The 13,448-nt window shown below is 38.7% G+C and carries 10 protein-coding genes and 1 pseudogene; 6 read left to right on the top strand and 5 right to left on the bottom strand.

What is annotated here, in order from left to right:
• Window positions 1-107: 107 nt before the first annotated feature.
• From Q0779_RS08535 to Q0779_RS08525, 3 genes are all read left to right on the top strand, one after another.
• Window positions 108-683, top strand: coding sequence for an aminodeoxychorismate/anthranilate synthase component II (locus Q0779_RS08535; protein ID WP_298771617.1), 576 nt, complete (start codon window positions 108-110; stop codon window positions 681-683).
• Between the two features lie 211 nt (window positions 684-894).
• Window positions 895-3,387: a prolyl oligopeptidase family serine peptidase gene (locus tag Q0779_RS08530; protein ID WP_298771615.1), complete on the top strand. Its 2,493-nt coding sequence runs from the start codon at window positions 895-897 to the stop codon at window positions 3,385-3,387.
• A gap of 237 nt (window positions 3,388-3,624) precedes the next feature.
• Window positions 3,625-4,200 carry a hypothetical protein gene (locus tag Q0779_RS08525; protein ID WP_298771613.1) on the top strand — a complete coding sequence of 192 codons (576 nt, stop codon included), beginning with the start codon at window positions 3,625-3,627 and terminating at the stop codon, window positions 4,198-4,200.
• 25 nt (window positions 4,201-4,225) lie between these two features.
• Here Q0779_RS08525 and Q0779_RS08520 read toward each other — a convergent pair whose 3' ends face one another.
• Together Q0779_RS08520 and Q0779_RS08515 are read right to left on the bottom strand one after the other, a co-directional pair.
• Complete coding sequence (locus tag Q0779_RS08520) at window positions 4,226-4,729, bottom strand: DUF2390 domain-containing protein (protein ID WP_298771611.1); 504 nt, start codon at window positions 4,727-4,729, stop codon at window positions 4,226-4,228.
• A 333-nt stretch (window positions 4,730-5,062) separates the two neighbouring features.
• Window positions 5,063-6,973: an ABC transporter ATP-binding protein gene (locus tag Q0779_RS08515; RefSeq protein ID WP_298771609.1), complete on the bottom strand. Its 1,911-nt coding sequence runs from the start codon at window positions 6,971-6,973 to the stop codon at window positions 5,063-5,065.
• Between the two features lie 152 nt (window positions 6,974-7,125).
• On the opposite strand from Q0779_RS08515, the gene Q0779_RS08510 reads away from it, so the two are divergent.
• Window positions 7,126-7,326 (top strand): YheV family putative zinc ribbon protein, encoded by a 201-nt coding sequence (locus tag Q0779_RS08510; RefSeq protein WP_298771607.1) that lies wholly within the window; start codon window positions 7,126-7,128, stop codon window positions 7,324-7,326.
• A 1,265-nt stretch (window positions 7,327-8,591) separates the two neighbouring features.
• Here the strand turns inward: Q0779_RS08510 and Q0779_RS08505 are convergent.
• The gene (locus tag Q0779_RS08505; protein ID WP_298771605.1) at window positions 8,592-9,413 is read right to left on the bottom strand and encodes a hypothetical protein; all 822 of its coding nucleotides are present in this window, start codon (window positions 9,411-9,413) and stop codon (window positions 8,592-8,594) included.
• 23 nt (window positions 9,414-9,436) lie between these two features.
• Window positions 9,437-10,582 (bottom strand): UDP-galactopyranose mutase, encoded by a 1,146-nt coding sequence (glf, locus tag Q0779_RS08500; protein ID WP_298771603.1) that lies wholly within the window; start codon window positions 10,580-10,582, stop codon window positions 9,437-9,439.
• Between the two features lie 925 nt (window positions 10,583-11,507).
• On the opposite strand from glf, the gene Q0779_RS08495 reads away from it, so the two are divergent.
• Window positions 11,508-11,762 carry a type II toxin-antitoxin system Phd/YefM family antitoxin gene (locus Q0779_RS08495; protein ID WP_298771601.1) on the top strand — a complete coding sequence of 85 codons (255 nt, stop codon included), beginning with the start codon at window positions 11,508-11,510 and terminating at the stop codon, window positions 11,760-11,762.
• Window positions 11,759-12,017, top strand: a pseudogene (locus Q0779_RS08490) (Txe/YoeB family addiction module toxin). Before Q0779_RS08495 ends, Q0779_RS08490 begins: the two are co-directional and overlap by 4 nt.
• Window positions 12,018-12,313: 296 nt before the next feature.
• On the opposite strand, the gene Q0779_RS08485 reads toward Q0779_RS08490, so the two are convergent.
• Window positions 12,314-13,222 carry an alkaline phosphatase family protein gene (locus Q0779_RS08485; protein ID WP_298771599.1) on the bottom strand — a complete coding sequence of 303 codons (909 nt, stop codon included), beginning with the start codon at window positions 13,220-13,222 and terminating at the stop codon, window positions 12,314-12,316.
• Window positions 13,223-13,448 lie beyond the last annotated feature (226 nt).

Below are 13,448 nucleotides of genomic sequence, written 5' to 3'. Positions count from 1 at the left end.
GACATTGACTTATGTTGAAAAGCCAATCAACAGATTGGCTTTTTTGTTTTTATCGTGATGCTACTCGTTCGTTAGTAGCTGAATCCACTTTCAAAAAATAACTCGTTATGCTTTTAATTATTGATAATTACGACTCATTTACTTATAACCTAGTGCAGTATTTTCAACAACTAGGGCAAACGGTCGTTGTTAAGCGTAATGATGAAACCTCTCTTCGTGAAATCGAGAGCTTAGCGCCTTCTCACTTAGTGATTTCGCCAGGTCCTAAAACGCCTAATGAAGCGGGAATATCATTAGCTGCGATTAAATATTTTTCAGGTAAGTTACCAATATTAGGGGTATGTTTAGGGCATCAAGCTATTGCACAAGTCTATGGCGTAAAAGTGGAGCGGGCACAGCGAGTAATGCATGGGAAAACGAGCATCATTGAGCATACTCAAACCCATTTGTTTGGTCATTTAAATCAGCCCCTCACAGTGACTCGCTATCATTCTCTACTGGTAAATGAATTACCAAACGACTTTGTATTAGAAGCGTGGTTTGACGATCCTCTTCATGGTCGCGAGATCATGGCAATGCGCCATCAAACATTACCTTTATATGGCGTACAATTCCATCCTGAGTCTATTTTAACCGAGCAAGGTCTAGACTTGCTGCAAAATTTTTTAAATGTAAAAAGTTAATCTCTATTATGTTGTTTTATTTTGTTGTTTAGCACTTAATTCTTACGTATTTGTGATATAAATGGGCAAATTATTTTCCATTGCGCTAAGTTTACACCTCTGCATAAAATGACTTTATTTGCTCAAGTTTCTTGAAAAGAAGCGAGCGTCGATGAGTGGCTTGATGATGCAAAGTGCTTTTGAACTTAGGCTAATATCATAAGGAAAGAGGATGAAGCATTTACTTCGCCAAACAGGATTGAGTCTGTTGACCTTATCCGTACTTGCCAGTTGTATTTCTGTGCCATCAAGTGAAAACATCGCCAATTTACCGGCCATTGATGATGCGCCTATCAGATTAGAGGCTCCTCCACAGGCGTCTTCAGCACTCACATTAAAACAGATCATGGCTAATCCTGACTGGATGGGAATATTAGCAAAGAATGCCTATTGGAACGATGATGGCCAAAGTGTGTATTTTACTCGGCAGGCTCATGAATCCAGCATAAAACAATATTATCAACAGAGTACCACAGAGGGGGAAGCGGTAGAGCTGACACTGGATAAACTGCATTCCGCCAGTCAAGCCAAAGGGGTATTTGACGTTTCGAGAACCCATAAAGCGTATATCTATCAGGGTAATGTTTTTATTAAGCAGGTTTCAACACAAAAAGTGAGACAGCTGACCAAGCAAAACCTTCCTATTCAAGGGATCCGCTTTCTTGATGATGGCAATTTGGCTTTCTGGCAAGCAGGTAAAGTGGTTAAAATCCATACTAATACCGGTTTATTAGAAGAAATTGCTAACATTAAAATGGCGATAAAACCTGAATCTTTCAAAGTGGACACTTATATTGCGAAACAGCAAGATCGGTTGATTGAGTTTGTGTCACTTAAAAATCAACAAGCAAAAGAGCGCCGCGAACATCAGCAACAATTAGAGAAAGTGGACCCGACTTTAGCGCCTAAGACTTGGTATCTGGGTGATAGTGAAAAGATGCAAACCTTGAGTGTATCGCCAAACGGGCGGTACATTATTTTATCTTTGATAGATAAGAATTATAACTATGACTTTGGTGGTGATGATACAACGGGGATCATGGCGAAGTTCATTACCCAAAAAGGTCCCATGGAGTCGACACCTGTTCGTGCTTTGATCAGTGAAGATAAGCCAGCAGGTGAGCGTTTTGTGTTACTTGATCTTGATGCTCATACTCAAAAGACCATTAACATAGAAGGCCTCATTGGATATGATGATGATGTATATGAAGATATTCGTGCTGAGAATGCCAAACTAAAAGGCAAGCAGTATAAAGCCACAAAAACGCCGCGTAAATTTGAACTCATCAAAGATTGGAGTCGTAAACAAAGTCCGATCCAATGGCAGATGGAAAGCAATCAAGTCGCGCTGATGATTGAGGCTATTGATAATAAAGATCGTTGGATTGCAACGTTAGATTTTTCATCGGGTGAATTGAAAACGCAAAATAGAGTCCATGATGATGCATGGATTAATTATTTACATAATCAGTTTGGCTGGTTACCCAATACATCAACCTTGTATTATTTATCTGAGCAATCAGGTTATTCGCAACTTTATCTCAAACCCTTAGGTGGCAGCGAACAAGCTTTAACCCAAGGTCAATTTGTGGTGTCTGATATTACACTGGGCCCAAAAGCGGAATATATCTATTATAAAGCCAATAAAGATCATCCCGGTATTGAGAACGTCTATCGTGTGAATGTCAGTACAGGGATGACGGAGCAATTGACCGATTGGCAAGGAAGGCTGACTTATAAGCTAGGCCCACAGGGACAACAATTATTACTCACAGCGTCAAAAACCATTGAACCCGCTGAGCTGTATATTCAAAAAATAGGTGGCGAGCTGAAACAATTAACCCACTATACTAGCAAGGCTTTCAGTGATTATCCATGGCAAGCGCCTAAGGTGGTTAAAGTACCATCCAGTCATGGCGCGGATGATATTTACGCTCGAGTGTATTTACCAAAAGGCTTCAATAACAATAATCCGAGCCAGTATCCTGCGGTCATATTTAATCATGGTGCAGGCTACCTGCAAAATGCTCACTTAGGTTTTTCTGTTTATTTTCGTGAATTTATGTTCCATAACTTATTAGCGCAACAAGGCTATGTCGTCATGGATATGGATTATCGGGGATCAGCAGGCTACGGACGTGACTGGCGCACCGCGGTGTACCGCCAAATGGGCCATCCAGAAGTGGAAGATTTACAAGATGGTGTTAATTGGATGGTGAAAAATGCCAATGTGGATGTGAATAAAGCAGGCACATATGGCGGTTCATACGGTGGTTTTTTAACTTTCATGGCACTATTTACTGAGCCTGATTTATTTCAAGCGGGAGCTGCCCTGCGTCCTGTGACCGATTGGGCTTATTATAATCAACCATACGTATCCAATATCCTCAATACGCCTCAAATCGATCCTATTGCCTTTGAACGCAGCTCACCGATTGAGTGGGCTCAAGGGCTAGAAAAACCTCTGCTGATCATGACAGGCATGGTGGATGATAATGTCTTTTTTCAAGACAGTGTCCGTTTAGTGCAGCGGTTAATTGAGCTTGAAAAGCCGATGTTTGAAACGGCCATTTACCCGGTTGAGCCCCATGGCTTTCGCCAACCGTCCAGTTGGTTAGATGAATATCGTCGTATCTTCAAATTGTTTGAAACTCAGTTGAAGTAATATCATCGAGCGTCAGCGTGTTGCTAACATTCACCTCGGTCATGACCGAGGTGAATGTTATGTTTTCAAATGAAATTGATAACCATGCTCTTTATTGCTGAAAGGTTGTTATTTAATCAACTTGTTGTAATAAGTATCGTCATCAGTATCTCAATATCATCATCTTTGTTGAACATTAATTTTCATTAACTTAGTCTGTCAGTCTGTTTTGTTACTGGATTTTCAATGTCGCCCAAGATGAAATTTCTATTTTTTTCTGTCATAAAATCACTTTTTTTCGCTTTTTGTTTATTGAGTTTATCGGGCTGCATTATGGTGGCTCGAAAAGGCATTGGTCAGCTTAGAGGGACCGAAACCGAAATCAATACTTGCCCCATTGCTATTCCATTTGACAATACCCAGTATGCTGTACGGCTAAATATTGCACCTGACGCGGATAAATTAACGGGGGAAGGGTCTGTTCTACTTGAGCAACTAGAAAAAGATTTTACCGATAAAGCCATTCAATTTCGCTTGTTATCCAGTCAGAGTCAAGGAGATGCCAGCACGGTAAGCAATCAAACTTTATCATCTCCTGTCTTTGACTTTCAGTTTAACGATATTGAGCGGAGTTGGTTATGGAACCAATTAACGTTAACGGGCCAGCTCACAATAGTGAATGACGGGCAGAAAATTACGCGTCCATTTACCGTAACCACTCATAAAACCTTTGATGTGGCAGACAGTTTTTTAGACAGTCTGAGTGCAAAATTATCACAGTGTATTATTGATGAAAACAGCCAACAAGCGTTAACGCCTGTGTCGCAGCCATAAGATGTCGGTATTCTTTTGGTATATATTAGCGATTTAATACTGGACAATCTCGACGATGTAACTTAAACACACTTAAGTAATTATCAAGATTGCTTTCTATACTGTGGCTTAAAAGCGCATCAATATTTTGAGATTGAAAGAGGATGTGTTCAAGTAAAGTGAGGATAAATTGCTGTGTTTGTCGCTCTAATTGCAGCTCTTTTTTTAGCATGTGCTGATAGTCACCGCTTGATAGCGTCTTTTTACTCGCTCGCCTGTGTTGCCTAAAGGGGATGAGCGTGTCTTGATCATGCGCTTGCACTTTATTGTTGAGCTCAGACCAAATGACGCTATTTAAATTAAGATATTGATGATCAATACATAAATTATCTAGCCATTGGGCCAGTAACAGTAAATTGATGTTGAGTTGATAAGAATCTTGAAGGGCAATATAGCCCTTAGGATCCCGCGCATAAAGGGCGTCGCACTCATGCCATAAAGACTGCACAACTTTATGTTTGAACTGCTTGAGTGTATGCGCTTGTTGCATGAGGGATCCTTTACCTTTGAATTAATCGTTTCTCTTGCTCAATTCACTGTCTATTTTAACTAGCTATACCCGTGATACTTGAAGATGCAGGATTCAGCTGAAATTAAAAGCCTTTTAGGCAAGGCTTTGAACAGCGTGCCTAGTCATTCTAAGCTGATGTTCAATAACGCAGTGTAAAAGGCTTTTAAACCAGCCCTTTGGGAGCCTGTAAAATCACCTACTTCTGCGTTGCATCACCTTAAAAGGCAATAAGCATTCTTGCAATAATACGCCTTGAATTAGGCACTTTTACAGGCTCTGAAAACATGCATCTTCAAGTATCACGGGTATAGATTAGCCGTTTATGCTCGCCGCTTGCTCTATGTCTTCTATTTGCTCTTGCAACGTCAGCCACTCCATTTCACTGGCCTCTAAGTCTTGAGTTAACTGGGTGCGCTCTGTGAGTACCTGTGTTAATTGCGCTTTGTTATCCGCATCATAAAGGCTGGTTTCTGCCAGTTGCGCTTCAAGAGCGATCAGTCTATCGCTGGCTTTTTGCTGCTGCTTTTCCAATTTAGTTTGCTGTTTCTTAATGGGCGAAAGTTGTTTACGTAACTCTGCTTCTATTCTTTTTTGTTGTTTTTTATCTTGAGCAGGTGTGGCATCCATACTGGCTAGCTTTTTATTTTCTTCTTTGGCGGCATCCAGTAGCCATTGGTGATAATCATCTAAATCCCCATTAAAGCTGCGCACTTCACCTTGGTCCACTAAATAATAATCACTGCAGCTCAGGCGAAGTAAATGCCTATCGTGCGAGACAATGATCATTGCTCCTTCAAAGGTTTGCAATGCCAAGGTGAGGGCATGGCGCATCTCTAAATCTAAGTGGTTGGTCGGCTCATCGAGTAATAATAAGTTAGGGCGCTGCCATACTAATAAAGCCAATACCAAGCGGGCTTTTTCACCACCGGAAAACGGTCTAACTGGCGCCAGCGCCATTTCACCATTAAAACCATAGCCGCCTAAGAAATCCCTAAGTTCTTGTTCACGTTTTGTGGGCGCGAGGCGCATCAGATGTTGTAATGGCGAGTCATCTAAGCGTAAAAACTCCAATTGGTGTTGAGCAAAGTAACCTATGTTGAGTCCAGGGTTGGTTTCATACTTTCCTGTCATGGGCTTAAGCTCTTCAGATAACAGCTTAATCAGGGTTGATTTACCTGCACCATTTCGGCCGAGCAAACCAATTCTGGCGCCAGGTACTAAGTTAAGGTGTACCCGCTTTAAAATCTCCGTATCGCCATAGCCTACTGACACTTGCTCCATGGTTACCAATGGATTAGGCAAGGCGTCGGGCTTTCTAAAAGCCATCGAAAATTGGCTATCAGCATGAGAAGGCAGTAACTCAGCCATACGTTCTAACGCTTTTAAGCGACTTTGGGCTTGTTTGGCTTTGCTGGCTTTATAGCGAAAGCGGTCCACAAAAGATTGCATATGAGCCCGCTCTTTCTGTTGGCGTTCAAAAGCCACTTGTTGCTGAGCCATGCGTTCGGCGCGAATGCGTTCAAAAGCGGTATAATTGCCTTTGTAATAATTGAGTTTTTGGTTTTCAACATGCACAATTTCATCCACAATACCGTCGATAAAATCTCTGTCATGGCTGATTAATATTAGCGTGCCTTGGTAGGCTTTAATCCAACCTTCTAACCAATACATGGTATCTAAATCAAGGTGGTTAGTGGGCTCATCGAGTAATAATAAATCCGAGCGACACAGCAGTGCTTGTGCGAGGTTCAAGCGCATGCGCCAGCCCCCAGAAAAACTCTTTACAGGATCATTTTGTTTGGCTTCGCTAAATCCTAGCCCCGCTAACAAACTTGCGGCGCGAGAGTGAATGGCATAACCACCAATAGCATCAATTTTGCCATGAATAACGGCAATATTATGGCCATTATCCTCTCTTTGTGCTTTGTCTAATTCAGCCTCAAGTTGTCGATATTCCAAATCACCATCAATGACATAATTGATAGCAGAGACATCAAGAGCGGGGGTTTCTTGAGCCACAGTGGCAATTTCCCAGCCACTGGGGACGTTAATGTCGCCTTTATCTAAGTGAACCTGTCCTAAAATAAGCGCTAATAAAGAAGACTTACCCGTACCGTTCGCGCCCACTAATCCGACTTTATGGCCGGGATAAATGGTGAGCGAAGTCTCATTTAATAAGGTTTTTGAACCTCGAATAAGTTGTGCTTGATTGATACTTATCATGGATGATGACTTGAATGAGATCTGAAATAAATGGGACAGAGATAATAGCTCAGAAATGGGCCTAACTTCTACCAACAGAGTATAAATAGTGCATATTCGGTAAGTTTTTATGGCAAAATAGTGGATATTAAACATCACTGAGTTAGCTTAGCGTGAATACCAAAATTAAAAAGCGGTTTGTCGCCGGTGCTAAATGCCCAAAATGTAAAGCAAAAGAGAGTATTGTTTTATTTAAAGAGAACGGCATTGAAACCGTAGAGTGCGTTGAGTGCGATTACCGTGAGCAGCAAACTGATGAAAAAATCGAGAAAAAAGCCACAGGTGATGTGATTGGGGTGTTTAAACCTGATTAGGCTTACCTTGATAACCCAAAGTTGCATGCGTGGGTTGTTGATCTATCTATTTTTGATTGGGTTTGGATAATTTTACCTTAATAGGTATTAATTGCTGCCGCAGGTTTTTGTGCAGATCCATTTTTGAGACGTCACAAGCACTTCCTTGTGGACTCTGCCAAAACATCCCTGTTTTGGAAGCTAAAAATTGTATCTACACTGATCTAAAAGAAAAATTGATGCTTTTTTTTCGAAATTGGTATTTACTTGTGATCAGGTTCGATTGTTTATGCTTTGATAGTGAGTGCTGCCTTTGAATGAAGGCTGGCGACATTTTGATGGATTAAGCTGCGCTTAATTGAAGATAAGTGAGATTTTGACTCTTTAGGTATTGGGCCTGTGTATTCGAATGATAATACTTAAGTTGAATCAATTGCCGCCGCAGGTTGATGTGCAAACTCGTTTGTGACACAGCGCAAGTATCTGACCAGCATGGATAGCAGGAAATGCCTGAAAATGTCGGGAACATTTTCGGCCCTATAGCTTCGGCCGTGACGTCCTTGTCACGGACGGTCACAACCGTGTTTACACTGGATTTTAAAAGCAAAAAGCAATGCGCTGCTTCGATTTGAGGTAATTGAAGCTATCAGGTCATTTATTAGAAGTGATTGTAATCGGTATTGATAGCCCAAGGTAGTATGCTTTCATTGTAGGTTGTTGATGTGTTTGGTCGGGCTGTAGATAATTTAACCTTAATGGGTATCAATTGCCTGCCACAGGCTTTTGTGTAAATACAAAAGTAATGCTCTGTGAATATCTGACCTGCCTGGATAGCAGGGAATGCCTTAAAATGTCGGGAATATTTTTGGCCCTATAGGCTCAAATGAAAACCAACAACCTTCATGTTTAACTGCCAGCTCGACGTCCATCTTTCGCGCTCAAAGCGGTGACTATTGTAACCTTCGCCCTGCCTTTGATGGTTATTGTTATATTCAAACTAGGTGTTAAGAGCAAAAAGAAAAAGATAAAATTAGAGTGTTTTCTATCAGTGATGAGATGGATTATCATAGGTATTATTAAAGTTGATTTTTATTCTTTTATCTATAATTGTCAGCCTTTCCGTTAGCCGAAATGTTCATAGTGCTATAATTGACCTGCGAATTACACATATTCGCAGGTGTGACTTTTATTGTAATTACATCGCGTTGACAGAGAAAGAGATCATGCCTTATTAGTTGTATTTAGTATTTTAAAATTAATTATGATTGATAATAAGCATTTTGGCATTATGATCTAACCTGAGGATACTTTGGATGAGTTTTAGCCTTATATTTTGAAAAAATACGTTGTAACTTGCCTTTAATGCTGGCAATCAAAGAGGTGTTAAGGCGTGATATTGAAATTTGACAGAAAACTTTAAATTTATTTGGTGAATAGCGACGACTAATATTGAACTGCGGATATAAAGTTTGTAGTTGTTGCGCATCTTTTTTTGGTGATAGTTCTGGGTTAAGCTTATATAGTTCACCACCCACAGGACGAGTGTGAGTTACCGAGATAGTATCGATAATAGCAATTTTTTTATAATTTTTATTATCAATAAGGTAAGGCCAAAGGGAATCTAATCCCCAGCCAGAACTACTTTGACCAAATGTGGCTTTTAAGGAGCGTAGCGTATCAGCGGAGAACATTGGCATCATCACTTCAACAAAATTACAAAAGCGTAGTATTGAGTTTGGTTGCTGCAATAAGCTTGAATGGGAAAAGTATGAGTTCATTGTTAGCGCTGGTTGTGCGAGAGCTAAATGAAAACTATCAAACAAAGTGAACATTTTATTGATATTACAAGCATCGGTCATTATGTCATCATCAGGAAGCCAAACGGCTTCATATTGAGAAATAAGCTCCCAGTTTTTCTCAATAAGTTGATGTATCATTGGCCATTTACCACCTTTTACCTGTTCGTAATAATCTGCTTGAACCCGATAATATTCAGGTTTATCACCGAAGTAACTTAAAAACAAGTCAAAATGTGGCTCTGCATTTTCCAGCCAATACGGATGCAATGAGTTATCGCCTACTCGGGCAATGACTAAAAATCTTTTCATATTTATTAAATCCTAAAGTATTATTACTGAGCGGTGAAAACGGGCATTTTTTGCTTAATGGCTAGATTGTCTAAGAAAATTTTGCTGGTAATCAATGCTTCATCAATCGTGGTATCCATATCTAAATAACGATATGTGCCTAATCGACCCACGAAGGTTATATTGTGTTGTTGTTTGGCAAGTGAGATGTATCGTTCTAACAAGCAGTTATTTTCGCTTAACCTAACAGGATAGTAAGGGGTGTCATTTGGAGTAGCCTCTCGACTATATTCTTTGAATATTATTGTATGGGTATGCTCCTCCCAAGGAGCAAAATGTTTATGCTCGCTGATTCGGGTAAAAGATTGACTATTATCACAATAATTAACGACGGCATTACCTTGATAGTCGCCCTTATGAAGTTCTTTACAAAAATCTAGGGTTCGATAAGGTAACCTTCCAAGTCGGTATTCAAAATAAGAATCTAAAGGCCCTGAAAAAAATGTATGATTAAAGTCGCTTTTCATTGTGGTGCTGAATTTCGCATTAAGCTTGAGAGTTATATTGGGGTGATCTAATAATTTTTCTATTAATGGAGTATAACCATCTTTAGGCATGCCCTGAAAAGGGTGGTTGAAATAGTTATCATTGTAATTAAATCTAACGGGTAATCTTTTTAAAATACTCGCAGGTAAAGTATCAGGTGAACGACCCCATTGCTTAATAGTGTAGTGTTTAAAAAAGGCCTCATAAAGTGGCTCACCAATCATTTTTTGCGCTTGTTGTTCAAAGTTCTTAGGCTCATTAATATTAATATCCGTTTGTGCTTCGATGAAATCTTTAGCTTCATTCGGTGACATTTGTTCATTAAAAAACTGATTGATTGTATGTAAATTTATAGGCAAAGAGTAAACCTGACCTTGGCTCATTGCCTTTACTCTATTAGTAAATGGCATGAATTCGCCCAGTTTTGTAACATACTCCCAAATATGTTCTTTATCTGTGTGGAAGATATGAGGTCCAAAATGATGCTGCATAATATTACTATCTGCATCTCTGGAGGAATAGCAGTTACCAGCAATATGCGGACGAGGCTCATAAACTGTAATTAGATGGCCTGCTTTAGCCAATTCGTTAGCAATAATTGCTCCCGTGAAACCTGCGCCAGCAATAGCGATATTCAGTGTCATAAATAGTGTTATATAATTTAATGTAGAATCATTAAATATTAACTTGTAGATTACTGAATTGCAGCTAAAAAGATAATAGTTAATTATTTGTTTGTGTTAAAGTTATCTTGGTGTTTATTAATTTATATTTGTGTGTTTTTTTGGCTTTAAGTGGTTATTTTTTTGTTTTTTTATGATTTACTAATGTTGTCCAATAAGGAAAGGTTTCATTTTTGATGGTTCAACACCTGAATCAACCCAAGTTAGGTTGAATCAAGTCTTAATTATTTAAATTCGAGAAATAGGATTTGTTTTATTGGTGTTTTACTTACTATTCAATTTTTGCCGTTATACAGTAGATAAAAAAGTGGCTAATAAAATTGAGGCATCAGTAGAGCTATTAACATAGCATGACGATTTTTATGGGAATTGGGATGGCAGTATTGAAGTGTGTGAGCTTAATGATAAATACGCCACAGGCTGAAAAGTTGCTAATTTTAGCAATAAAATCAATGATATATTATTTAGATGTACTAATGATGTGATCCCTGATGGCTTTAAAAATGATGTGTTTGAACACGTTATCAAGCTTGTTTTTATTGGTGGATTAGATAGCGACTGGCAAGTGTTTAAAGCGAGCACAAACAATGACTATTTTAGCGATGAACTTGAAGATTATCTCTGGATTGCTTTTAACGATAAGAATCTGAATGTGTTAATAATTTCAGCATCACTTACATTTTGAATGATAGTGAACATTTTCATTTCATCATGCATTGTTGTAGAGGTAAATGAAAGGGATTATATTTCTGCTTATGCAATTTGAGCATACCCTAGTGGCAGCAATATCTCTGATATCAATAATCTAATAATGATGTACTTATAACTGTACAAGTGAGGGTGTTCATATTAAATCGTACAATAAATAGTACATGTGGAGGTATTTATGGCTGTTTATAGTTTTATAGAGGTAAGAAGTAATTTTAAATCTGTTTGTGACAGTGTGGTTGATGATTGTGAGCATGTGGTGATACATCGTAGAGATGCTGAGAATGTCGTACTGTTTTCTGAGTCTGAATTTAATAGTTGGAAAGAAACTTTATACTTACTGTCAAATCCAGTCAATGCAAAACGCTTGCTAGGATCGGTGCAACAAGTTGAAAAGGGTCAGGCTCAAGAGCGAGAGTTATTGGACGAATGAATTTACTTTTTTCAGATAATGCTTGGAATGACTACTTTTATTGGCAACAACAAGATAAGAAAATATTGAAACGAATAAACTTACTCATTAAAGATTGTAAAAGAATGACCTTTGAAGGAATAGGTAAGCCAGAAAGGTTAAAAGAGAACCTATCGGGTTTACTGGTTTAGGCGGATCACAGATGAGCTTCGTTTAGTGTATAAGGCCACTCAAGATAAATTAACGATCGTTGCACTGCGTTTTCATTACCAGTAAGGTCTTTTTGCCGCAAGCTTATAGTTATTAGCGGGTGAAGGGATTTCACTGTTAATCACGGAAGCGGAATTAAGCACCAATAAACCTGTGATAATGAACCTTATCACTGTAGGGGATTTATTTCTTAAATCAAATTAAAGCAATTATTAGTTAAGTGCTTAATTAAAAGCTTTCAAAGATTGATTTTAGCCATTTAGACAGCGCAAGAACTGGGCTGTCAGGTAATCGAGAAAGGTCAAAAATAAAATTAGATACAAGGTAACTTCAATTTAGGTACTTACATAGATCCACTATAGTTACTTCGACAATAGTGATGATCCATCAAGAATAGGCTTATCTTTGATATTCAAGTAGTCATAAATAGTAGGAGTTATATCAGCTAATGAAGCTTCCCCGTTCGTAGTATAAAGTTTTTTGTTTGACGCAATCCATACAGTACGCTCGTTTGAAGTTTGTCCCCCATGAGTTTTGCCGCCACTTTCAAGAGAACGACCATGGTCTGTAACGACCAGAACCAGCCAATCTTCATTTGGGGATTTTTTAACAGTATTAATTAATCGACCAATATATGTATCTAAATTTTCTATTGCTTCACGGTACTTATTTGAGAAACCTAGTTCGTGAGCAATATCGTCGGCCTGATCAAAATGAACAAAAACAAAATCTGAATTATATTTCAATTTTAAATTTTCAAACATATAGGAAATTTTCTGATCGGTTATCTTATATTGGTTAAGATCTTTGCGGTCATAATCCGGATAATATGTGTAATCAAGCAGAGGTTGATCGTAAGTAAAATAATTACGGAGTGGTTCTGGCCATGCAATTAATGCACTTGAACTCTTTCCATTCTGGAAGAGTACTTTGAAAACAGATGGGTAATTGTGATCTGCTGTAGGAGTATTATTATCCGTTACTTTGTGCTTGTTAGCCCAGACGCCGGTTAAAATTGTTGACCAACTCGGGCCTGAAAAGGTTGCCTGCTGAGTAGCTGTATTAAGCTTTCCGCCTGTATATGCTTTGATAATATTGAGACTATCCAAATTAGGTGTTGGCACTTCAAGCATTTTTTCATATTGAATTCCGTCAACACCAATCAATAAGACCTTTTTTGATACTTTATGTTGAGGTGCCACATTAGCTACGGAGGAAAAAGCAACACTTGCAAAAATCATGAGCATTTTAGCTTTATTTTCGATTTTCATCTTTTCAACCTTATGTGAGACATAAAACATTAGGATATAGATATTTTTCTGAAGTGGTCAACTAATTTTGGCCTCTACCTTAGAGTCTGGCCCACTATTTTGCTTAGCTATCTAAGTTCTTAACTTTCTGAACTATTTCAACCCTTAATTATCTCAAGCCCTCTTAATCTGAAAACTCAAATGCAAGGGCTTGTCAGTGATGATTGATAAAAAGGTGATGCTGTTT

Origin of the sequence: uncultured Shewanella sp., assembly GCF_947491715.1 — a bacterium.
In the GTDB taxonomy this organism is placed as follows: domain Bacteria; phylum Pseudomonadota; class Gammaproteobacteria; order Enterobacterales; family Shewanellaceae; genus Shewanella.
The sequence above is the reverse complement of the archived record's forward strand: the minus strand, read 5'-3'. Positions and strand labels throughout refer to the sequence as shown.